The sequence below is a fragment of the Nocardioides sp. genome (assembly GCF_050246775.1).
Taxonomy (GTDB): Bacteria; Actinomycetota; Actinomycetes; order Propionibacteriales; family Nocardioidaceae; genus Nocardioides.
In genome coordinates this window covers 1023384-1046521 of record NZ_JBFWVK010000001.1, presented here as the reverse complement: position 1 = coordinate 1046521, position 23138 = coordinate 1023384, and the positions used below count along the sequence as shown (strand labels likewise).

General features: G+C 68.0%; 18 protein-coding genes. 10 read left to right on the top strand and 8 right to left on the bottom strand.

Features of this window, described 5'->3' with window-relative positions; translation table 11 throughout:
- The first annotated feature begins 137 nt into the window (after positions 1-137).
- The 3 genes from AB7I40_RS04930 to AB7I40_RS04920 all read left to right on the top strand — a co-directional run bounded on the left by AB7I40_RS04930 (position 138) and on the right by AB7I40_RS04920 (position 3864).
- Positions 138-1820: an ABC transporter substrate-binding protein gene (locus AB7I40_RS04930; RefSeq protein ID WP_428347925.1), complete on the top strand. Its 1683-nt coding sequence runs from the start codon at positions 138-140 to the stop codon at positions 1818-1820.
- A gap of 14 nt (positions 1821-1834) precedes the next feature.
- Positions 1835-2821: a PDR/VanB family oxidoreductase gene (locus AB7I40_RS04925; protein WP_428343929.1), complete on the top strand. Its 987-nt coding sequence runs from the start codon at positions 1835-1837 to the stop codon at positions 2819-2821.
- 164 nt (positions 2822-2985) lie between these two features.
- Positions 2986-3864 carry an aldo/keto reductase gene (locus AB7I40_RS04920; RefSeq protein ID WP_428343928.1) on the top strand — a complete coding sequence of 293 codons (879 nt, stop codon included), beginning with the start codon at positions 2986-2988 and terminating at the stop codon, positions 3862-3864.
- 25 nt (positions 3865-3889) lie between these two features.
- Here the strand turns inward: AB7I40_RS04920 and AB7I40_RS04915 are convergent, their stop codons facing one another.
- Together AB7I40_RS04915 and AB7I40_RS04910 are read right to left on the bottom strand one after the other, a co-directional pair.
- Positions 3890-4264, bottom strand: a complete 375-nt coding sequence (locus tag AB7I40_RS04915; RefSeq protein WP_428343927.1) for a cupin domain-containing protein — start codon at positions 4262-4264, stop codon at positions 3890-3892.
- Positions 4261-6570 (bottom strand): prealbumin-like fold domain-containing protein, encoded by a 2310-nt coding sequence (locus tag AB7I40_RS04910; RefSeq protein WP_428343926.1) that lies wholly within the window; start codon positions 6568-6570, stop codon positions 4261-4263. The genes AB7I40_RS04915 and AB7I40_RS04910 overlap by 4 nt, the downstream gene beginning before the upstream one ends.
- Before the next feature lie 78 nt (positions 6571-6648).
- Here AB7I40_RS04910 and AB7I40_RS04905 point away from each other — a divergent pair, with 78 nt between their 5' ends.
- Positions 6649-8145 (top strand): cryptochrome/photolyase family protein, encoded by a 1497-nt coding sequence (locus tag AB7I40_RS04905; RefSeq protein ID WP_428343925.1) that lies wholly within the window; start codon positions 6649-6651, stop codon positions 8143-8145.
- Here the strand turns inward: AB7I40_RS04905 and AB7I40_RS04900 are convergent, their stop codons facing one another.
- From AB7I40_RS04900 to AB7I40_RS04890, 3 genes are read right to left on the bottom strand one after another with little or no spacing between them, the layout of a single operon-like run.
- Positions 8146-8916, bottom strand: a complete 771-nt coding sequence (locus AB7I40_RS04900; protein WP_428343924.1) for an enoyl-CoA hydratase-related protein — start codon at positions 8914-8916, stop codon at positions 8146-8148.
- Positions 8916-9644, bottom strand: a complete 729-nt coding sequence (locus tag AB7I40_RS04895) for an SDR family oxidoreductase (RefSeq protein WP_428343923.1) — start codon at positions 9642-9644, stop codon at positions 8916-8918. The genes AB7I40_RS04900 and AB7I40_RS04895 overlap by 1 nt, the downstream gene beginning before the upstream one ends.
- Before the next feature lie 5 nt (positions 9645-9649).
- Positions 9650-10576: an enoyl-CoA hydratase-related protein gene (locus AB7I40_RS04890; protein WP_428343922.1), complete on the bottom strand. Its 927-nt coding sequence runs from the start codon at positions 10574-10576 to the stop codon at positions 9650-9652.
- Between the two features lie 226 nt (positions 10577-10802).
- Between AB7I40_RS04890 and AB7I40_RS04885 the strand changes: the two genes are divergently transcribed.
- The 6 genes from AB7I40_RS04885 to AB7I40_RS04860 all read left to right on the top strand — a co-directional run bounded on the left by AB7I40_RS04885 (position 10803) and on the right by AB7I40_RS04860 (position 19485).
- Complete coding sequence (locus AB7I40_RS04885) at positions 10803-11567, top strand: 2-keto-4-pentenoate hydratase (protein ID WP_428343921.1); 765 nt, start codon at positions 10803-10805, stop codon at positions 11565-11567.
- Positions 11568-11703: 136 nt separating this feature from the next.
- A complete protein-coding gene (locus AB7I40_RS04880) occupies positions 11704-12345 on the top strand; it encodes a TetR/AcrR family transcriptional regulator (protein WP_428343920.1) in 642 nt (213 codons plus the stop codon).
- An 86-nt stretch (positions 12346-12431) separates the two neighbouring features.
- Positions 12432-13100 carry a TetR/AcrR family transcriptional regulator gene (locus AB7I40_RS04875; protein WP_428343919.1) on the top strand — a complete coding sequence of 223 codons (669 nt, stop codon included), beginning with the start codon at positions 12432-12434 and terminating at the stop codon, positions 13098-13100.
- 113 nt (positions 13101-13213) lie between these two features.
- Positions 13214-16732: an indolepyruvate ferredoxin oxidoreductase family protein gene (locus tag AB7I40_RS04870; protein ID WP_428343918.1), complete on the top strand. Its 3519-nt coding sequence runs from the start codon at positions 13214-13216 to the stop codon at positions 16730-16732.
- Positions 16729-17487, top strand: a complete 759-nt coding sequence (locus tag AB7I40_RS04865) for an SDR family NAD(P)-dependent oxidoreductase (RefSeq protein WP_428343917.1) — start codon at positions 16729-16731, stop codon at positions 17485-17487. Before AB7I40_RS04870 ends, AB7I40_RS04865 begins: the two co-directional genes overlap by 4 nt.
- A 129-nt stretch (positions 17488-17616) precedes the next feature.
- Positions 17617-19485, top strand: a complete 1869-nt coding sequence (locus AB7I40_RS04860; protein WP_428343916.1) for a GAF domain-containing protein — start codon at positions 17617-17619, stop codon at positions 19483-19485.
- Positions 19486-19527: 42 nt separating this feature from the next.
- On the opposite strand, the gene AB7I40_RS04855 is transcribed toward AB7I40_RS04860, so the two are convergent.
- Genes AB7I40_RS04855 through AB7I40_RS04845 form a run of 3 tightly spaced genes read right to left on the bottom strand, consistent with a single transcriptional unit; the run spans position 19528 to position 23064 of the window.
- A complete protein-coding gene (locus AB7I40_RS04855) occupies positions 19528-20787 on the bottom strand; it encodes an acyl-CoA dehydrogenase family protein (protein WP_428343915.1) in 1260 nt (419 codons plus the stop codon).
- Complete coding sequence (locus tag AB7I40_RS04850) at positions 20787-21953, bottom strand: thiolase family protein (RefSeq protein ID WP_428343914.1); 1167 nt, start codon at positions 21951-21953, stop codon at positions 20787-20789. The genes AB7I40_RS04855 and AB7I40_RS04850 overlap by 1 nt, the downstream gene beginning before the upstream one ends.
- A gap of 58 nt (positions 21954-22011) precedes the next feature.
- A complete protein-coding gene (locus AB7I40_RS04845) occupies positions 22012-23064 on the bottom strand; it encodes a phosphotransferase family protein (protein ID WP_428343913.1) in 1053 nt (350 codons plus the stop codon).
- Positions 23065-23138: the final 74 nt, after the last annotated feature.

Sequence of the window (23138 nt, the reverse complement as noted above, 5' to 3'; positions counted from 1 at the left end):
GATCATCCTGCGCGCCGTACGGGCGGATCGACACGGGCGATCGTCGCAACCGGTCCGCGGCGGCACTGAACATCTGGCGAGTATCCAACGTTCGCCTGCCACGGTCGGCTCGTCAGATGTTCAGAGGAAGGCTCCGGGTGTTGCGACGATCGCCGCTGACCCTGGCCGCCCGGGGCGCGGCAGGATACGTGGATCAGCTTGATCGACTGGGCGAAGGGACCGCCATGCAACGCTCGCTGCGCCTCAGGAGTGCTCTCCTGCTGTCAGGGGTCCTCGTCGGGCTCGCTGCCTGCTCGTCGGCAGGCAAGACCGACGACGGCGGGTCCAAGCAGGCCACCGACGCGACCATCCCGACCCTGACCTACGGGCTCGAGGCGATCCCGCCGACGCTCGACGTCGCCAACAACTACAGCTCCGCCGACATGGCCGTCATGGGACTGGTGACGCAGCCGTTGGAGATCGCGAACCTCGACGGCACCTTCACGCCGGTGCTCGCCGAGAAGGTGAGCGAGCCCGACCGCACGACGCTCGTGTACGACCTCCGCAAGGACGCCACCTTCTCCGACGGCTCGCCCCTGACCGCCGACGACGTGGTCTGGACCGTCGAGCACCTCCGCGGCGCGACGACCCAGACCGTCAGCGAGCTGACGAACTTCGACACAGTCCGGGCGACCGGCGAGCACCAGGTCACCATCACCCTGAAGCGACCCAACAACGCGATGCGCGGCTCGTTCGCCATCATCTCGTTCGTCCAGGAGGCCACCAGTGCAGAGGCTGCCGGCGACGACCTGGGCACGCCGCAGGCTCCCCCGATCGGCACCGGCCCCTACGTCGTCGACTCCTTCGACGCCAGTGGCGTCACCCTCAAGCGCAATGACGAGTACGTCGGTGAGAAGCCTGCGCCCGACGAGGTGAGGTTCACCGCCATCACCGACGACACCGCGGCGCAGCTCGCGATGCGGTCGGGGGAGCTCGACCTCTACCCGCTGATCGACGTGAAGACGACCAAGACCTGGGGCTCCGTGCCCGGCGCAGAGACCTACTCCACCCAGACGCTGTACGTCGACTACGTCACGATGAACATGTCGGTCAAACCGTTCGACGACATCCATGTCCGCAGGGCGGTCGCCTACGCGACGGACGTCACCGGGCTCATCCAGGCCAACTACGGCGGAGAGGCCGATGAGCCGGTCGCCATCACGCCCGTGCAGATCATCGACAGGCTGGCGCCGGACGCTGCGGCCGTCTCCGACCTCACCGCGCCCTTCGACCAGGTGGCCTACGACATGGACAAGGCCGAAGCGGAGCTGGCCCAGTCAGCCTACCCCGACGGCTTCACCGCGGAGTACGAGTACTACTCGCCTCAGGGCAAGATCGTGGGCCTCAGCCTCGCCGAGAACCTGAAGCAGATCGGCATCACCCTCGAGCTGAAGTCACGCCGGATCAATGACTTCATCGGTGACCTGTTCGTCAACAAGGTCCCGGACATCGGGTTCTTCAGCATCGCGGCGGTCGTGCCGGACCCGGCCTCCTGGTACGTCTACCTCGTCGGCAAGGACAACCCCTACAACGCCGCGCGCTACTCGACCGCGCAGACAGAGGCCGCGCTCGCCGTCATCAACGAGAGTGACGACGATGCCGCTCGCTGGGAGGCGATGAAGACGATCACCACGGCCTTCGCCGACGACATCCCCTACGTCGGACTGGCCCAGTCGAACTTCGTCGTGGCAGCCGCCGACGGCGTAACCTTCACCGAAGACCCTGACTTCATGGAGATGTCGACTGGTGACTGGGTCAACAACATCAAGTCGACGAAGTGACACAGGAGTGAGGCTTGACCCACACCGAGCGCACCCTCGACGCCACGGCGGTGCCCCACGAGCTGGAGACTCGGGTGCGGGTCTCGAGCAAGACCGAAGCTGCTGAGGGCGTCCTCGCGCTGAGGCTCGTCGCCGCGGAGGCAGGCACCCTGCCCGGCTGGGAGCCTGGTGCTCACGTCGACCTGGTGATCGAAGGGGTGGCGACCCGGCAGTACTCCTTGTGCGGTGATCCCGCCGACCGCACTGCCTACCGGCTCGGCGTACTGCTCGACCCGGCAGGACGGGGGAGTTCGCGCTACGTCCACGAGAGCCTGCGCGTGGGGGACGTGGTCACCCTCCGGGGGCCTCGCAACAACTTCGCGCTGGCTGGGGCGCCCGGCTATCTGTTCATCGCGGGGGGCATCGGCATCACGCCCATCCTGCCGATGATCCGCGCGGCCGACGCCGCCGGCGCGTCGTGGCGCCTGGTCTACGGCGGTCGGCATCGCGCGTCCATGGCGTTCGTCGAGGAGCTGGTCGGCTACGGCGACCGCGTCCAGGTCGCACCCCAGGACGAGGTCGGCCTGCTCGACCTCGCCGGGCTGCTCGGCGCACCGGCCGACGACACGCTCGTGTACTGCTGTGGACCCGAACCGCTGCTGGCCGCCGTCGAGGCGGCCTGTACGGCGTGGCCGGCTCGCTCGCTGCACGTGGAGCGCTTCAACCCCAAGCCGCAGGGCGAGCCGGTGAGTCACGACTCGTTCGAGGTCGTGCTGCACAGGTCGGGGAGGTCGCTCATGGTCGGCCCGGACACCTCGATCCTCGCCGCCGTCCGCGAAGCCGGGGTCTCGGTGCTCTCCTCGTGTGAGGAGGGGACCTGCGGGACCTGCGAGACGGCCCTGCTCGAGGGCGAGGCAGACCACCGCGACTCACTCCTCGACGACGACGAGCGCGCCGAGAACACCTGCATGATGATCTGCGTGTCCCGTGCCCTCAGCGCCCGGCTCGTGCTCGATCTCTAGCAGCCCGCGGCCGCCCGACCATAGACCCGACATGTCTCGATAGTCCCGAACGTTTCGGTCCGCGACACGCCGCCGCGAGGTGCCGAACGTTCGGGACTATCGCAGCAAGAGCGCGGGGAGCGAGGTCGCCGGGGTGATCATGACCCTCGTCGTACGTTGGACCCATGGAGACCTTCACCCTGAACAACGGCGTCACGATCCCTGCGCTGGGGCTGGGCGTGTTCCAGACCCCTCCCGACGAGACCCGGGCAGCGGTCACTGCGGCCCTGGAAGCGGGCTACCGCCACATCGACACCGCTGCGGCGTACGGCAACGAGCGTGAGGTCGGCGAGGCGGTGCACGCCTCTGAGGTCGACCGTGCGGACGTCTTCCTGGAGACCAAGGTCTGGATCAGCGACTACGGGTACGACGAGACGCTGCACGCCTTCGACAAGAGCGCCCGCAAACTCGGCGTGGAGCAGATCGACCTGCTCATCCTGCACCAGGCACTGCCGTCGGAGTTCCAAAGGACACTCGACGCCTACCGGGCTCTCGAGACCCTGCTGGCGGACGGGAGGGTACGGGCGATCGGCGTCAGCAACTTCATGGTCGAGCACCTGACCACGCTGCTGGACACGACGAGCGTGGTGCCGGCGGTCAACCAGATCGAAGTCCACCCCTACTTCGCGCAGGCCGAGGTGCAGGCGTTCGGCGTCGACCACGACATCCTCACGCAGGCCTGGGCACCGATCGGCGGCATCACCTTCTACCGTGACAGCGGCCACCGCAGCACGCTGGAGGATCCGGTGATCGCCGAGATCGCGAGCAGGCACGACAAGACCCCGGCCCAGGTCATGCTGCGCTGGCACCTGCAGCAGGGCAGGCAGGTGATCCCCAAGTCGACCAGAGCCAGCCGGATCCAGGAGAACATCGACGTCTTCGACTTCGACCTGACCCCCGCCGAGCTCGGCTCGATCGACAGTCTCGACACGGGGCGACGCGGTGGACCGGACCCCAGCACCGTCACGCTTGAGACCTGGGGGCGGCCGATCCCGGAGGCCTGAGCCCGAGGCCGCCTGTGGATGCCAGTCAGCCGGCCGTCGGGGGGACCGGCTCGGGCCCGGTCGCGGACGACGCGACTCCGTCCGGGTTGTGATCGTAGATCGCCAGCATCCGGGCGTGGCCGGGGGCGAAGTAGCGGCCCTGCGAATGCGCCAGCACCCGAACCATGTCACCGGGTCGGGCGACGACCGTCTCACCGTCGCACTCCACGTGCAGTTCGCCCTCGAGCACCACATTGAATTCGTCGTGGGGATGGCGGTCGGTCCACTGGGCCCCGGTGAGCTCCCACTCCATGATGACGGGACGGGTCCAGGCCTCGGACGAGTCGCCGAAGATCGTCCGGCTCGTCATGCCGTCGCCTACCGGCTCCCGGGCACCTGCGCGATGCAACTCGACGCTCATCTCGTCCTCTCCCGCTCCCTCGGTCCGCGACGGAGCACGAGCAGGACACCGACGCAGCACAGCACCAGTCCCGCGATGAGCGCCGTCACGAGCCCGGAGGAGGCGCCGGTGTCGGGCAGGTCGTCGGTGTTGCCGGTGCTCGGACCGTCCGGCTGGTCGGTGGAGGGGCCCGTCGTGGCAGGGGCCGCCTCATAGGTGTTGGTGACCGTGACGCGCACGTCGTCGCCGGAGGTGAGGACGACGTCGGCTGATGGCCCTGAGGTGACCACGGGAGGCCCGGTCTGGCGATCCACCGTCACCGAGACCTGGGCAGGAGTGGTGTCCGGAGCCCCGTCGGAGCTCTCGCGCACCCGGCAGGTCACGTCGTCGAGGAAGGTGAGTGGCGCGAGGGCACCGGCGTCCGCGCCTCGGTTCACGCTCAACACCTGCCGGGTCCCGTCGTCACAGGTCAGTTCGACGTGCACGGGCCCCGTACGGACGGCGTCGGGGTCGTCGACGACCTTGGTGAGGACCAGGCGTGAGGAGGGGACGAAGACGTTCTCGAATGTGCAGTCGATCTGCGGCTGCTGGGGGTTGACCCGAACGATCGCGGCGATCCGGCGCAACAGGGTCGTGCGGACGGCTGGACCACAGTCGATGCTCACCGCCCGCCAGGATCCAGCCGTGGTGTCGGGCGGAAGCAGCTCACGGATCACATAGCGGTCGCCGGGGTCGGTGACGGGCAAACCGTCCAGTGCGTCACCGGTCGCCACCACCGTGACATCGGGGTCCACCGTCGTTGCCGCTTGGCGGAACTGGGCACCCTCGGGCAGCCGGGGGCTGGGCAGTCGGGTCACCACGTAACCGAAGGTGCCGACGCCACCGCGGGTCACCTTGCGGATGGTGATGGAGCCCGCGGGGGTGTAGCGGTTGGTGAACAGGCAGTCCACGCTCTCGTCGGCCGCGATCGCCCGGGAGGCGGTGACCTCCTGCCCCGTCCGGACGAACGGCTGCTCGACGCCGTCGCAGGTCACCTCATCGATGTCCCACGATCCCGCGACCGTGTCGGCCGGGAGGGTCTCGGTGGCCGTGAAGGTGCCGGGCGGTGCCCCGTCGGTCGTGGCCACCTCGACCGCGTCCCCGTCGGTCTGGGTGGTGACCTCAGTGTCGACGTCGTTGCCCGGAGTGTCGATCCGGAACGGGAAGGTCCCGGTCCCACCGAGGGTCACCTTGCTCAGGGCGAGGGGGGCCGTGGTCTGACGGCGATTGAGGTAGGTGCAGGTCACCACGTCGCCGGCGGCCAGGTCCACGCTCACCCGGGCGCCGGTGACGGTGACGGTTGATGCCCCGGGGTGCTGGCAGGTGGGTTCGCCGCCCACCAGGTCCCACCCGTCGGTCGGCAGTTCCTGGAAGTCCCACGGAGGCACCCCGGGCGTGGTCTCCCCGCGGATGAAGCTCACCGACCCAGGGGCCGCGTTGTTCGCCGTGAGGCTGAACGCGCCACCCGGGTTGTAGGACACGTTCCCGGTGAAGTCGAAGGACTCAGGGCCACTGCTGTCGGCGGTGATCGCCTTGCGCACGACGATGGTGCCCGCTTCGGGGGGCGGCTGGACGCTGTAGTAGTAGCAGAAGACGTGTCGTGCGGCAGACGGGAAGCCGATCCACTCCACGTTGTCGCCATTGAGGTTGTCGACCGCACATCTCAGCGCCCCGAAGCCGTACTGCTCCTCCAGACCGTTGAGCGGCTGGGACGGCGTACCGCCCTGCACCCACAGGCTGCTGCCGCGCTGTGCTCGCTCCGCCTGGGCCTCGGTGAGCGGCACGGTGACGGCGCCTTCGACCTGACCGCCTACCGGGGCGCCGCTCGGACCGAGCAGCGGCGTCGATGAGCGGGTCGTGATCGTGGTGCCGTAGGCGCCCGTGATGGTGCTGAGGTTCTGGGTGCTCGGCGACTTGCCGGTGATGCCGGTGCCGAGCGTGAGCCTCCAGTCCACCATGGGCCGGCAGCCCAGCTGGGAGGCCACCTGACTCTCGACGTCGTAGGACACCGCCTCGGTCGAGCTGTAGACGGTGTCGCCACCGAGGTCTCGCAGGCTCTCCTGGATGTTGTTCCGGGCCCGATTGGCCATGATGTCGGTGTACTCGTCGCACACCCGAGCCACATAGGTGACCGTGTAGGGCTGGTCTGCGCGAACCGAGGCCGACAGGCCCGCAGCCGCCGGCCTCTCGCCAGGCTCGGCGGTAGCCGGGAACAGGGTGACGAGGAGCAGCAGACCGGCCAAGGTCCCCACCACGACGGCGGAGAGAGTGCGGGCCGATGAGAGCACAGGGACGATCCTGACATATCGATGCATCGGCGTCTGCAGGCTTCGCAGCCTCTGCGTGCCACCCGTACGATCGCCAGGATGACCGGCTCGGGAGGCGACGTGCGGCTGGTGCTTCCGCACCAGCTCTTCGAAGCACACCTCGAGGTCGCGCCGGGCACCGTGTTCGTGATGATCGAGCACGACCTGCTCTTTCGGCAGTACCCGTTCCACGCCCAGAAGCTGGTCCTGCACCGCGCCTCGATGACCCGCTTCCGAGACCGCCTGGAGGAGGCCGGTCACCAGGTCCGCTATCTCGCCACCTGTCGCGACAGTGCCAGCCGGGAGCAGCTCGCCGAGGTCGTGCGCGAGCTGCGGCCGCGGCGGGTCACCGTGTACGACGTCGTGGACGACTGGCTCTCACGAGACCTCACGGCCGCCCTGGGCGATGGTGGCTACGAGCTCGGTCCCGGTGACGTCCTGGAGTCCCCGGGCTTCCTGACGAGCCGGGCGGCGATCGCCGAGTTCTTCGACACGGTCGCCGGCGGGACCGACGGTAGCCGGGCCAGGATGCAGCACTTCTACACCTGGCAGCGGCGTCGGCTCGACGTACTCGTCGAGGACGGGCAACCCGTCGGCGGCACGTGGTCCTTCGACGAGGCCAACCGCAAGAAGCTGCCCCGTGGTCACGTCGTGCCACCCGTGCCCCCGCTCGATCGTCATCCGGCCGTCGAGGAGGCGATCGCGTGGGTCGGCACCGAGTTCCCCGACGCCCCCGGCCGGGCCGACACCTTCAGCTGGCCCACCAGCCACGACGAGGCCGAGGCGGCGTACGAGGCGTTCCTCAGCGACCGCTTCGCCGAGTTCGGACCCTACGAGGACGCGATCTCGGCCCAGCACCCGTTCCTGTTCCACTCGCTGCTGACTCCCAGCCTGAACTGCGGGCTGATCACCGCGCACCACGTCCTCGAGCGCGCACTGGCCGCAGGGCAGGCAGTGCCGTTGGAGTCGCTCGAGGGGTTCGTCCGGCAAGTGATCGGTTGGCGTGAGTACATGCGCGCGACGTACGTCCGGTGGGGCCGCCGGATGCGTTCGGGCAACCACTTGGGCCACACCCGCCCGTTGGCCGAGGGCTGGTGGACGGCACAGACCGGGCTGGGACCGGTGGACCACGTCATCGGTCAGGTCCTGGAGAACGGCTACGCGCACCACATCGAGCGGTTGATGGTGTTGGGCAACGCGATGACCCTGCTGCGCACGGACCCCGACGAGGCCTACGAGTGGTTCATGGGCATGTTCATCGACGCCTACGACTGGGTGATGGTCCCCAACGTCTACGCGATGAGTCAGTTCGCCGCGGGAGCCGCCATCACGACCAAGCCGTACGTGTCGGGCAGCAACTACCTGCGCCGGATGTCCGACCTGCCGGCCGCGGACTGGAAGGAGGACTGGGACGCCCTCTACTGGACGTTCGTGCGCGATCACCACGACGTCTTCGCCGGCAACCCGCGCAGCCGGATGATCGCCACGCTGTACGACGGCCTCGAGCCGAGCACCAAGGCTGCTCACACCCGCCGGGCAGGTCCCTGGCTCAGTTGATCAAGGTTTGGTCCCACCCCACGTGGGCTCGCGACGCTCGAAGAAGGCCGTGATGCCTTCCTGTCGATCGGGCGAGGTGCTCGCGGCTTCCGAGGCAGCCTCGGTGAGGGGCCAGAGAGCCGCTTCCTGCTGCTCGCGCGCCCGGAGCACGGCGGTGATGGTCTCGCGCACAGCGACCGGGCTGTTCGCCGCCACCGATCGTGCGAGCTGCAATGCTGTTCCAAGCGCCTGCCCTGGGGCTGCCAGTCGGTTGACCAGGCCAACGGAGTGCGCGCGCTCCGCGCCGATCGGTTCACCGGTGAGCAGCAGCTCCATCGCGATGGTTGGCGGCAGGCGATCCGGCGCGCGGAAGAGGGCTCCACAATTGGCGACCAGACCACGCTTGACCTCGGGCAGCCCGAATCGCGCGTCACTGGCAGCCACCACCAGGTCGCAGGCCAGAACGATCTCGAATCCTCCTCCTAGGGCGAACCCTTCCACCGCCGCGATCAGGGGCTTGCGCCGCGCTCGCCGGATCACGCCGTACTCGCTGCCGTCCGCGGAGCGCGGGCTGGCCTCGAGGCTGAGATCGGTGCCGGCGCAGAACCCGGGTGGTTCGCCGGTGACTACTCCGACGCGCAGGGCTGGGTCCTGGTCGAGCCGAGCCAGGGCAAGGCACAGCTGGTCCGCGAGGTCCTGATCGATCGCGTTGCGTTTCGCCCCGCGCCTGATCGTGAGCACGAGGACGCTTCCTTCGACCGACTGCTCCAGACTCCCGACGCCGCCGGACATCAGAGCAGCGCTCCTGCATCCACCGACAGCTCCGCGCCCGTAACGGATCGCGCCTCGTCGCTCGCCAGCCAACTCACGGCAGCAGTGACGGCCGCCGACTCGACCCAGGGCACCGGGAGCACATGACGACGCGCGTGGAGGTCTCGGGCGTCCTCGAGCCGAGGGTCGGGGAGGTCGAGCCGAAGCCTTCGCCGGAGGGCAGGGAAAGCGAGCATGGGCGAGAGCCCCCGGGTGGGGAGCACGGCGTTGACGCGGATCCCGTCGACACCGAACTCCGGCGCGACCGACTTCGCCAGTCCCGCGACGCCGTGCTTGCTGGCGGAGTAGTGGGCGAGCTCCGCCATCCCGCGGCTGCTCGCGATCGAGCCGATCAGCACGATCACGCCGCACGCTCGTTCCCGCATCGCGGGCAACACCGCCCGTGGGGTGTTCCAGGTGCCTGTCAGGTTGACCGCCACCATCCGGTTCCAGTCCTGCTCGGAGATCTCCAGGAAGGGGGCTCGCTGACTGATGGCTGCGTTGGCCACGACGACGTTCACGAGACCCACCTTGGTCTCGGCATCCACGACCGCCTCGCGCAGCGCGCCATCAACGATGTCGACGTGCCGGACGACGGCTCGCCGGCCCAGCTCTGCGATCGCGGCTGCCACGGTGACGAGCGGGTCGGAGCCGTCCGATGCCAGAAGGTCCACTGCATCGGGGCTCTCGAGGAACGACGACGGCATCATCGCGCTCAGCTGTTCGGTGGTAGCGACGCCGGTGGGGAGTACGTCGCTCGGGCAGCGTCGAACACCTCGGGGACCTCCGAGAGCCTGTCGGTGAACTCGGGTGGGCGCCGGGCCAGGAATGCCGCCACGCCCTCGCTCGCGTCGGCGCTGACACCGCGCAGGTTCAGGGCCTGGGTCTCCAGTTGGTGCGCGGCCATCGGGTGGGTGGCCGTCTGCATCTGCCAGAGCAACCGACGGGTCACCGACGTCGAGACCGGCGCGGCATCCTGGCTGATCCTCCGGGCGAGTGCCATGGCCACGTCGAGGACCTCGTCGGCCGGATGCACGCTGAGCACCAGGCCGGCCTCGAGCACCTCCGATGATGTCAGGGTGCGACCGGTGAGCATCCACTCCATCGCGCGCTGCATGGGCACGACGCGGGGCAGGAACCACGATGAGCAGGACTCCGGGACGAAGCCTCGGCGGACGAAGGGAAAGGCCACCTTGGCCTCGGCGGCCATGATCCTGAGATCACACGGCAGCGTCATGGTGATGCCGACGCCGACCGCGTGGCCGTTGATGGCGGCGATGACGGGCTTGGTCGAATCGAAGATGCGCAGGACCACACGGCCTCCACCATCGCGCCGGACGGGCAGAGCCTGCCCCGCAACCTCGAACTGGGTGCCGGCCGGCGCGGTCGTGCTGGCCCGCCATTCCTCGAACGGTTCGAGCCCCGAGGGCGACGGTGTCAGATCCATCCCTGCGCAGAACGCTTTGCCCGCCCCGGTCAGGACGACGACGCGTACCTCGTCATCGGCGTCAGTGCGCTTGAAGCACTCGATCAGGGCCTGCTCCATGGCATCGGTGAACGCGTTGAGTGCCTCGGGGCGGTCGAGGGTGAGGAGCGCGACGTTCCCCAACTTCTCGTACCGGACCGGATTGCCGTCGCTCACCGTTCATCCACCGTCCTCGCTGTAGAGCTCAATGAATTGACACACATGTCAACAATGGCATTGTTCGACCCATGGCGCCAGAGGGAGGCACTTTCATTAGGATCCGCAACGTGCTCCAGACCCACATCATGGACCCCCTGGTCGCGACCCGGTCGAACCGCGGGGCATCGACGTGACGGCCTCCGGGTCTGACTCGCCACCCGCCGAGACGGGGCGGCCGGCAAGCGTGCTCGCCGCTGTCGTGGACCAACTGGTCTCGGCGTACGACGCGGGCTCACCAGGACTGGACACACTCGAAGGGCTCGGGTCGCTCGACCCCTATCTCGTCCAGGCTGCCTTCGTCGATCGACTGTGCGCTCGCGAGCAGACCACGATCGCCGGCTACAAGCTCAGCTTCACGGTGCAAGACCCGCCAGCCGAGGGCCCGGCCAGCTCGCCGGCCTACGGTCGGCTCATCGGCGCCCAGATCCACGACTCCGGAACTCGCCTGGGGCTTGCCGGAGAGCCGCTGGTCGAGACGGAGCTCCTGCTTCGGCCGAGGACGACCGTCACCGCGGGTACTCCGTTGCGAGACCTGATCGCCGCGCTCGAGGTCCGGCCCGCGCTCGAGGTCCCCGTCTCCAGGTTCCGCGCGTGGCTGCCGCCGTCGGGACCGCCGCGCCTGACGCGCGCCGAGTTCATCGCCGACAACTGCCTGGCCCGGGCGCTCGTGGTGGGTGGCTTCTGGGTCTCCGCCGAGAGTCTGGACCTCGGCGAGGTCGAAACCTGCCTGACGGGCCCGGGCAACCTCGTTGCTCGCGCGACCTCGGCCGTGGTCATGGGGAGTCCGCTGGTGGCCTTCTCCTGGCTGCTGGAGACCGTGGGCAGCGTTGCCGCGGGAGAGGTGGTTGCCACCGGCACGATCACGACTCCGGTTCGCGCCGAGTCGGGGACCTATCGAGCCGACTTCGGTGCATCGCTGGGATCGGTGTTTGTCGGCTTCTCCGAATGACGACCCTCGGGCCCGGCTCTCCGGGCAGGGCTGTGAATAGACTGCGCGAGAGTTGGTCCATCAGCAGCCCGGCACGTGCCGGGGCAGTCGGATGGAGCCACCGGACGGGACGTGTGCCCGAGGGGAGTGAGAGGCGATGCCGGGACCGACCGAGGTGCAACAGGCGCGACGCGACCAGGGGCCGGTCACCGACCGCGGAGCCCTTCGCAAGGAAGGTCTTCTCGTCGCGGCCCGCCGTGTGTTCGAGACCAAGGGCTTCGTCGACACCCGCGTCAGCGACATCGTCAAGGAGGCGAAGGTGTCCCACGGCACCTTCTACACCTACTTCGACACCAAGGAGGCGGTCTTCACGGCCGTGGCGCACCGCGTCATCGAGGAGATGCTCGCCTCGATGGCCATCACGATTCCCAGTGCTGACTTCCATCTACGTGTGCGTGACTCGGTGCGCCGATTCGTCCTCGCCTACCGCCCGCACGCGACGATGATCGGGCTGATGGAACAGGTCGGCCTCTTCTCGCCCGAGCTCCGCCAGCTGCGACTCGACGTTCGTGAGACGTTCGTACGGCGCACCGAGCGCGGACTCACCCGGATGAAGGATCAGGGTCTGACCGACCCTGACCTCGATGTCGAGTACACGGCCGAGTCGCTCGGAGCGATGCTCGAGTACGTCTGCTACGTGTGGTTCTCCCTGAAGCGTGAGTTCGAGGAAGAGCGTCTGATCGACGCCTTGACGGCGATCTGGGAACGGGCCCTCGGACAGGGTGCCGCCAACTCCTAACGGGCCGGCCCTTGACTGCGGACACCTGAGTGGCGCACAGTCGGTCACTGACAAGGTGTCAACCGACGAGGAGCCGCGCGACTTCGATGACGACCGGGCAAAGCGGTAGTAGGGCTTCCAAGCGGCAGGGCATCCGCTCTGAGTACAAGGCGCTGACCCGCCAACGCCTGACTGACGCCGCCCTGCGCGAGTTCGAGGATCGGGGTTACAGCCAGTGCACCGTGGATGACGTGGCGCGGCGGGCGGGGACCAGCCGGGCCACCTTCTACGTGCACTTCTCCGGCAAGGCGGAGCTTGCCGAGGGGATGTGGGACGTCATCCGGCACAAGCTGATGCGGCTCTATCGGGATCTGGCCCGGGCGCCGGTGCGGGACCGATCCATGATCGAGGCCTGGCTTGAGCGAACCTTCGCCTTCTACGCCGAGAATCGGCAGCGTCTGATCGCGATCCACGAGGCCATCGCGCTCGAGCCGCTGCTGGCCGAGGTGTACTTCGAGCGAACCGAAGAGGTCGCTGACTTCATCGCCCCGCTCATCGAGGACGCCCGCGGGGTGACTGCGGAAACTGCTCGGTTCCGTGCGGCGCTGCTGACGATCCAGCACGAGCGCTTCTGCTACTTCTGGATCCTGCGGGGGATGCCTTTCGACCATGCACAGGCCGTCTGCGGGCTCGCGGAGATCTGGTGCGACCAGATCGGGGTGCAAGAACGCGAGGTTCCGGTGAACGCCTCCCCGCCACGGGCAGGCACCTCTTGACATGGGTTGTGCTCGTGGTCACACTTGACAGTAGTATCAAGTTGGGGTGGTGCAACCGGGTGACCCGTGGGATCTCAGCCACCTGGACCGGCACCACTCTGTGAGAGGAACACATGTCCATCGCGGATACGCCGCCCATCAGTAGCCCACCCGGCTCGTTCGACCTGTCAAGCCGCTTCACCCAGGTGACCGGTGAGGTCTACCTGACCGCGACGCAGGCCCTCGTCCGAGTCCTTCTGGATCAGCGGCGTCGCGACCAGGCCGCCGGCCTTGACACCGGCGGATTGGTCTCCGGCTACCCGGGGTCACCCCTAGGTGGGCTGGACATCGAGATGAACCGCCAGCTCAAGCGCCTGACCGAGCATCGCGTCGTGCACCAGCCGGGACTCAACGAGGAACTGGCGGCTACGGCGCTCTGGGGGGCGCAGACCGTCAACGAACTCGAGGGCGCCACGGTCGACGGCGTGTTCGGCATGTGGTTCGGCAAGGCACCAGGCGTTGATCGGGCCGCAGACGCCCTGCGCACGAACAACATCAAGGGTGCAGCTCGGCACGGCGGCGTACTCGTCGTGGCCGGAGATGACCCCGACGCATCCTCCACGAACTTCCCGACCGACAGCAACGGCATGTTCATTGACTGGGGCATGCCCCTGCTGTTCCCGGGTGACGTCCAGGACATCCTGGACCTCGCCGCTCACGGCTACGAGCTGTCCCGCGTCAGTGGACTGTGGGTCGGCTTCAAGATGGTGCCCGCCACCGCTGAGTCCTCCGGCTCGGCCGACGTGACACCGTCCCGACTGACCTTCGTCCATCCCGAGGCCGACTTCACCCCGACGCTTCGTGTGAACACCCCGGGCCCACCCATGCGCGAAGCCGAGCGCGACCTGGTGCAGGAGCGGCGTCGGCTGGCCGAGCAGTACATCCTCCTCAACAAGCTGAACCCCATCACCGTCGAGCCCCCGACCCCGCGCATCGGGCTGGTCGCGCCCGGTGCGGCGTACTACGACCTGCGCAAGGCGTTGTCGATCCTGGGCATGGACGACGACGTCCTGCGTCAGAACGGCGTGCGTCTCAAGCGCATGGGCGCTCTGTGGCCGGTCGCTCGGGAGGAGTGGGTGGAATTCGCTGACGGGCTGACCCACATCGTCGTTGTCGAGGAGAAGCGACCCCTGATCGAGCGACTGATCAAGGAAGCACTGTACGGACGCCCCGGCGCCCCCGTGGTGCTCGGCAAGTCCAACGCTGAGGGTGAGCCGCTGCTGCCGGAGAGCGGGGCCCTGTCTCCGGACCTGATCGCCAGCGTCATGGGACCTGCGCTCGCGGCGATCCTCGGGGACGTCGTCCGGGTGCCGGCTCCCAAGCGGGCGCTGACCCTGCTGCCTCTGCTGACAGCACGCAAGCCGTTCTTCTGCTCCGGATGCCCGCACAACAGCTCGCTCCTGGTTCCCGAGGGGGCGACGGTTGCCGCCGGTATCGGCTGCCACATCATGGAGTTGGTCGTCCCGCGCGAGGAGTACGGGATCATGGCCGGCTACACGCAGATGGGTGGCGAGGGTGCCCAGTGGATCGGCATGTCGCCCTTCACCACGACCTCCCACATCTTCCAGAACGTCGGGGACGGCACCTTCCACCACTCGGCGAGCCTCGCCCTTCGCGCCGCCGTCGCGTCGGGTGTGAACGTGACCTACAAGCTGCTGTACAACAGCGCGGTGGGGATGACCGGCGGCCAACACGTCGAGGGTGGCATGAGCGTCGCCAGCCTCACCCGACTGATGGCGGCCGAAGGCGTCGCCCGCACGATCGTGACCACCGACGACACCAAGAAGTATCGACGGATCGCCCTGCAACGTGGCGTCGAGGTCTGGCACCGCGACCGGCTCATCGACGCGCAGGAGACGCTAGCCCGAACGCCAGGGGTGACGGTGCTGATCCACGATCAGTACTGCGCCGCTGAGAAGCGACGGCTTCGCAAGCGCAAGAAGATGGTCGAGCCGACCCAGCGCATCATGGTCAACGACCGAGTCTGTGAAGGGTGCGGGGACTGCAACTCCAAGTCGCAGTGCCTGAGCGTCCAGCCCGTCGAGACCGAGTTCGGCCGCAAGACCCAGATTCACCAGTCCTCCTGCAATCTGGACTACAGCTGCGTGAAAGGTGACTGCCCCTCGTTCCTGTCGGTGGAGACGAAGAACGCCACCCGGGAGAGGAAGGCCGTGCGAGCGGCTCCGGCATCGCCGAGGCCGACAACCGTCGCCAGCAGTGACTCCTTCAACGTCGCCATGACGGGAATCGGCGGGACCGGTGTGGTGACCATGAGTCAGGTGCTCGCCACCGCGGCCGTCATCGACGGCAAGCTTGTCCGGAACGCAGACCTCACGGGCTCCAGCCAGAAGGCGGGCCCGGTCGTGTCCCAACTGCAGGTGTACTCCTCGCCCGGGCAGGAGCCGGCTGGCGGCATCGCCGAGGGCGACGCCGACCTGCTGTTGTCGTTCGACCTGCTCGCCGGCTTCACCACCAAGGTGGTGGGATTGCTCTCGCCGACGCGTTCTGTCGTCGTCGGTTCGCTGAGCCCGACGCCGACGGCTGACCAGGCCGTCGACCCGTCCATCGCCTATCCGGACCTGACCGCGATCAGGGGACAGCTCGACTCGGCATCCCTCGCCGAGCACAACGTGTACGTCGACCCCAACGCCGTCGCCGAGGCGGTGTTCGGCAACCACCTGATGACCAACACCGTGCTGGTGGGTGCGGCCTTCCAGAGTGGGGCCCTTCCGCTCTCCGCCAACGCGATCGAGGAGGCGATCAGGCTCAATGGAGCCGCGGTGGACGCCAATCTCGAAGCGTTCCGATGGGGGCGCGCGGCCGTCGCACACCCGGACACGGTGGCCGCTTTGGTCTCACGCACGCCCCAAGGTGCCGACCTCGACGCCGAACTGCAGACGCTTGTCGACGCCATCACCCTCGAGCCGGGGCTGCGCCGGACGTTGGAGATCCGTGCTGCCGAACTAGTGAAGTTCCAGAACCGTTCCGTCGCCCGTGAGTACCTGGCGAGGATCCACGGCGTGGCCTCGGCGGAATCCCGGGTGGCCGGTGCGCCGGGCGAGGTGACCGAGGAGGCGGTCCGTCAACTGTTCCACCTCACGGCGTACAAGGATGAGTATGAAGTGGCCAGGCTCCACCTCCTGCAATCCGCGAAGTCCGCGGTCGAGCGCGAGTTCGGCACGGGCGCGAAGGTGTCCTGGTACCTGCACCCACCGTTCCTGCGAGCACTCGGAATGCAACGCAAGCTGAAGCTCGGGCCCTGGTTCCGGCCGGTGTTCGCGCTCCTCGGGGCGATGAAGTTCGTGAGGGGGACCGCGTTCGACGTCTTCGGCTATGCGGGCGTCCGCAAGGTCGAACGCGATCTTGTGACGCACTACGCCGCCTTTCTCCACGAGATCTCCGAGGGGCTCGACGCGGAGAACCTGCGAGTATCCCGGGACGCTCTGGCGCTTGCTGACGACATCCGCGGCTACGAGCACGTCAAGCTGGCCAACGTCGAGCGCTACGCGGACGCGGTCACGTCGGCGGCCACCCGACTCGGTGTCCGGCACCAGCTCACTCCGAGACTCCTCGCCCACCGCGCCGGGTCGTGACTGACGCTCGGCCGTTGGAGGGGCAGGTCGCCCTGGTCACCGGTGCTTCCTCTGGTCTGGGGCGACACTTCGCCGTGGTGCTGGCCCGAGCCGGAGCGAAGGTCGCGGTGTGCGCGCGCCGGGTCGAACGACTCGAGACACTCGTAGCGGAGATCCACGCGTCCGGTGGAGAGGCCCTCGCGGTCGCACTCGACGTGTCGGACCCCGAGCAGGTCACAGCGGGCGTTGAGCGGTGCGTGAGGACCGTGGGGCTCCCGAGCATCCTGGTGAACAACGCCGGCATCCCCGACGCGCGACGGGCGCACCGGATGCCCCTGGACCTCGTCAACGCCGTCCTGGACACCAACGTGCGCGGACCCTGGCTCATGTCCACGGAGGTGGCGCGCAAGCTGATCGAAGCCGGGGTCCCCGGTCGGATCATCAACATTTCCTCGATGTCGGCGTACCACTACGCGGGGGAGGGCGCGGCGCTCTACGCGGTGAGCAAGGCGGCGGTCAGTCGCATGACCGAGGTCCTCGCCGTCGAATGGGCCGAGTACCAGGTCAACGTCAATGCGATCGCGCCCGGAGCGTTCGAGTCGGAGATGATGGACGGAATGCTGGAGCGGGTCGGGGACTTCCGCGACACCCTGCCCCGCAAGCGGTTGGGTACGCCGTTACAGCTCGACAGCACGTTGTTGTTCCTTGCCTCACCGGACTCGGAGGCAGTCACGGGGACCGTGATCCGGGTCGACGACGGACAGACGCACCGCTAGCCCGACGGTGGCCCGATGCCAGGTCACAGTTGGGTGTGGAATCCCCGGCAATGAACTTGACATGTATGTCATATTCGGGTGTGATGTGCGTTACACGCCTCGGGACCCTTCGAGCATTGGGCTGAGTTTATGTCGATCGCACAGCTGGACACCGGCCTGGACGCCGTGCACCTCTCCACGAACTACGTGAGGGTCGTGCAGGCGTTCGAAGAGGTGGCGCTCCTCGCGGCCAACGCGGCTGCTCCGCTGGACGATGTCCTCGGCCTGGTCGGGAGGTCGATGTGCGACCTGATCGGCGTCAGCCGGTGCTCGGTCTACCTGCGCCGCAAGGACGGGTTGTTCCAAGGCCAGGCAGGGCACAGCACCCACCACGACATCGATGCGCGGGTCAAGAAGCTCGTGGCCGGGGGAGTGGGGGACCGGTTCACCGAGGAGATCGTCAAGACGGCCGCGCCGGTGATCGTGCGCGACGCCACCGAGGACCCCCGGACCCTGCGGGCGACCATGCTGCGCTGGGGCGTGTGCGACATGTTGGGCGTGCCCCTCGTCCTGAAGGGTGACGTCATCGGGATCATCTACCTCGACAACGAGGTGGAGCCGCACGACTACGGGGACGAGGACGTCGCCCTCGCGCAGGCGTTCGCCGGACTCTCCGCCCTGGTGGTTCATCAGGCCTGGACCTACCGCCGCCTCCAACAGCGAGCCGATCTCATCGAGAGCCAGCGCCGGTTGCTCGACGAGTCGTCGTTGGTGCACCAGCAGGTGATGCAGGCGATGGTCAACGGAGCCGAGATCGACGAGATCCTGGGCATCATCGTGCAGCTCCTGGGCAAGCCCGCCGTCTTCTACGGACCCGATGTCTCGGCCGTCGCCTTCGTCGCCCCAGCGGATCTCAGGCACCAGGGTTCGCCCGGCCTGACCGAGGACCTGGCGAACCTGCCCTGGGTCAGGCAGGCGCTCGACGGCCTGACCGGTGACCAGCCCAGTGTGATGCTGCGGGCCACTCCTGAGACCAAGTGCCGACGGCTGTTCACGGCGATGATCGTCGACGGTGAGTGCGCGGGGTACCTCGAGCTGTGCGAGATGGCGACGCCCTTCCAACCCCAGGACCGCAAGGCCCTCGAGCAGGTCTCGATGGTGATGGCGCTCAAGCTGGCCTCGTCACGGCGAAGCGAGGAGGTGGAGCGCCAGGAGCGGGAGTCGTTCTTCGCAGACCTGATCTATCGCAGGCGAGATGTGTCGCTGTTGCTGAAGAGGGCGGACCGGTTCAAGTTCGACTTCGCCCGGCCGCATGTTCTGCTGCGTCTGCAATACGCGCGCAACCTGGATGACGCCACGCCCAGCAGCGCGCTCCAGCACACCGAGGCGTTGAGCTTCGTCACCAGTGCCCTCGCCCCGCAGGCGGCCTGTGTCGCGTCGATCAGCGTTCCTGGCGCGAGCCTGCTCCTACTCGAGCTGTCGGCCCGTGAAGGCGCGTCGGAAACGAGCTTGCGGGGGGTGTTGGACGAAGAGTTCGACGAGTTGGCCTCACGGTTCGGGGTCCGCTACCTGGTGGCCTCGGAGACTTGCCGGTCGATCGAGCGGATCGCTGCCGAGGCTGAGAGCGTGAAGCAGACCTCGATGGTGCTGCTGGACGCCGACGCGTCCGCGCGCAGCGTCCTGTCGAGCGAGCTGGACTTCGTGCGACTCGTGACGATGTCGGGTGGGTTTGCCGATGCGGTCAAGCAGGTCAGCTCATGGCTGAGTCCCCTGCAGCGGCACGACGAGGCGAACGGCGGGCAGTTGGTCGAGACCCTGCGCCAGTTCGTGCTCCACGATGCGCAGATCCGTGGAGCGGCCGCAGCGTTGACCGTGCACGAGAACACCGTTCGGTATCGCCTCGGCAAGATCAAGGAGATGTCGATGTTCGCGCCCGAGGCACTTGACGGTGCGCTGCGCGCTTCCCTGGCCTTCCAGATTCTCGACTTCGCCGAGGACACCCGGTTCGGTCGCTGTTGAGCGCGCCCGAGCCCTTCGGCCCGGCAGCGCGGCACCGGTCGGTCACGGCCGGGACGACAGTGACCCGAATGCCGCGGGGTCGAACAGCGGCGTCGCCCTGGTCTCGCGCCGTGCTACCGCGCGCAGGTGCACCTCATCGGGACCGTCGAAGATGCGCATCGCCCGATGCCATCCCCACATCGCCGCGAGCGGTACGTCGTCGCTGACTCCTGCACCGCCGTACACCTGGATCGCCCGATCAATGACCCGCGAGGCAACCCGTGGAACCACGACCTTGGCCATGGAGACCATCGACGAGGCGGCCTTGTTGCCGTGATCGTCGATGGTCTTCGCGGTCGCGAGGCACAGCAGGCGAGCCTGCTCGATGGCGATGCGGGACTCGGCGATGTCGGCCTGGACCAGCTCCCGCTCGAGCAGGGGGCCGCCGAAGGCGACTCGCTGACCAGCGCGGTCGATGAGCATGGCTAGCGCCCGCTCGGCCGCGCCGAGGGCCCGCATGCAGTGGTGGATCCGCCCGGGCCCCAGACGAGCCTGTGCCATCGCGAACCCGTCGCCCTCGGCGCCGAGCCGGTTCGAGACGGGAACCCGTACCCCGTTGAGCGTGACCTCGCCGTGGCCGTGCTGGTCGTGACGCCCGAACACGGGCACATCTCGCTCCACGGTGACCCCGGGGGTGCTGACCGGCACCAGCAGCATCGACTGCTGCCGGTGGGCCGCAGCATCCGGGTCTGTCTTGCCCATCACGATCATCACCTGGCACCGAGGATCCAGGATCCCGCTGGCCCACCACTTCCGGCCGTCCACGACGTACTCGTCGCCCTCGCGACGGATCGAGGTGGTGATGTTCGTGGCGTCGCTGCTGGCCACGTCAGGCTCGGTCATCGCGAAGCACGATCGGATCGTGCCAGCGAGCAGGGGACTCAGCCACTGATCATTTTGCGCCTCGGTGCCGAAGAGGTGCAGCAGCTCCATGTTGCCCGTGTCCGGCGCCTGACCGTTGATCGCCTCGGGGGCCAGTTCCAGGGACCAGCCGGACAGTTCTGCGATCGCGGCGTAGTCCAACTGGGAAATGCCCGACTCGGACGGAAGGAACAGGTTCCACAGTCCTCTGGCGCGAGCCTCGCCCTTCAAGGTCTCGACCACGTCGGGCACCCGGTGGTCCTCGGGGCCGCGGGCATGGCGCTGTCGGTGGTAGTCAGCCTCTGCAGGCAGGACCTCGTCGCGCATGAACTCCACCATGGCGGCGTACAGCTCCTGCCCGCGCGCCGACGGCCGGAGGTCGCTGCCAGTCGAGCGCGACATCAGCCCAGCACCTCGATGATGGTGGCGTTGGCCATGCCGCCGCCTTCACACATGGTCTGGAGACCCAGACTGCCGTTGGTGTCCTCGAGGTGGTGCACCATGGTGGTGAGCAGTCGGATTCCCGATGCTCCGAGTGGGTGCCCGAGGGCAATGGCGCCTCCGCGGGGGTTCACTCGCGCCTCGTCCACGTCGAACTCACGCGCCCAGGTCAGGGGCACGGGCGCGAAGGCCTCGTTGACCTCGAAGGCATCGATCTTCTCGATCGAGAGCCCAGCGCGGCGCAGTGCCATCTGGGTCGCCGGGATCACGCCGGTGAGCATCAGGAACGGATCGCTGCCCGTCACGGCGAAGGATCTGAACCTGGCGCGCGGCCGTAGGCCCAGCGCCACGGCGCGCTCAGCACTCATGATCAGGGCTGCGGAGGCCCCGTCGGTGAGTGGTGAGGAGTTGCCGGGCGTGATGGCCCACTCGATCTCGGGGAAGCGCTCGGCCAGGTCCTCGGACCTGAAGGCGGCGCGCAGCGCGGAGAGTCCCTCGGGGGTCGTGTTGCCGCGAATGGTCTCGTCGTGCCGATGCGGTCCCACGGGCACGATCTCGCGGTCGAACCAGCCTGCTGCGGCCGCAGTCGCGGCCCTTTGGTGGGATCGTGCCGAGTACTCGTCCAGGTCCTCACGGCTCCACTTCCACCGGGCCGCTATCAGTTCGGCGGACACACCCTGGTTGACCAGGCCCTCGGGGTAGCGCGGCACGAGAGGCTGGAGCGGATCGCCTCCGGAGTTGGCCGCACCCATCTGCACCCGGCTCATGCTCTCGACGCCGCAGGCGATGACGACCTCGTAGGCGCCGGCCATCACTCCTTGGGCGGCGAAATGCACGGCCTGCTGGCTGGAACCGCACTGCCGGTCCACTGTCGTGCCCGGCACCGTCTCGGGTAGCCCGGCGGCCAGGGCCGCGGTGCGAGCGATGTTCAGGGCTTGGTCGCCGACCTGGCTCACGCAGCCGGCGATCACGTCGTCCACCTCGTGGCCATCCAGGCTGTTGCGCTCGAGCAGTGCTCCGAGCACGGTGGCCAGGAGCTCGCCGGGGTGAGTGTCCGCGAGGGCGCCACCCCCCTTCCCGCGCCCCGAGCCGGTCCGTACGACGTCCACGATCACTGCTTCATGCATGGGTCTTCCTCCACTTGGTTGACGCTCGACGACGAGCCCCTCGAGTTCGATGCCCGGGTCACGGGGTCGCGTGAGCAACGCCTGGGCTCGGTGGGACGCACTCGCCGAGCAGCTGGTCGACCATGAGATCGATGCCTTCGAATCCTGCGCCAAGGGTCTGTCCGGACGCGTGCCGCACGTGGATCTGCTCGAGGATCACGGCCAGCTTGAACTTCGAGAAGGCGAGGTACCAGTCGAGGCTGTCCACGTCCCGCTGATCCAGGCTGCGGCGCTCGGCGTAGGCCTGCACGACCTCGTCCACCGAGAGGAAGCCGGGGAAGGCGGTGAGGCCGCCGGTGATTGGGTTGAACGGCCGACCCACCTCGTCCCAGAACATCACCAAGGTGGCCAGGTCTGCCAGCGGGTCACCAAGGGTGGCCATCTCCCAGTCGAGGACCGCAGCCACGACACCTCGATCCGAGCTGTTCACGATCACGTTGTCGATGCGGAAGTCGCCGTGCACGATGGACACCGTCTCGCTGACTGGCATCGCCGCACTCAGGGCCGCCACGACGTCGTGCACCCGATCTGTGTGCCGCGTCGACACCGCGTGGTACTGCTTCTGCCAGCGGGCCAGTTGGCGCTCCAGGTAGCCCTGTGGCTTGCCGAGCCTGCTCAGGCCGACGGCTTCCACGTCCACCTCGTGGAGATCGGCCAACGTATCGACTAGAGACTCCGACAAAGCGAGCGCGGTCTCGGGGGTCAACTCAGCCACCATCTCCCGTGATCTGAGGACGACGCCGGCCACTTCCTGCATCAGGTAGAAGGGCGCCCCGATCACCGAAGGGTCCTCGCAGTTCGCGATCATGACTGGGACCGGGACCGAGGAGTCCTGTAAGGCGGCCATCACCCGGTACTCGCGTCCAACGTCGTGGGCACCGCGATGGTAGGCGCCCAGCGGGGGGCGGCGCAGGATCCAGCGATGGTGATCATCGGTCACGCTGAAGGTGAGGTTCGACCGTCCGCCACCGATCAGTTCGAGCCTGAGGTCGCCGTCCACGCTGACCTCCTGGCTGACCAGCCAAGCGCTCAGTGCCGCGAGATCCACTGCACCCTCGATGTCGCTACTCACTCGTGCCTCCGTTGGGCGCCTGTTGCTCGCGGGGTCGTGGACACGGCACGGTGGGATGCGCGGGCGAGACCTGC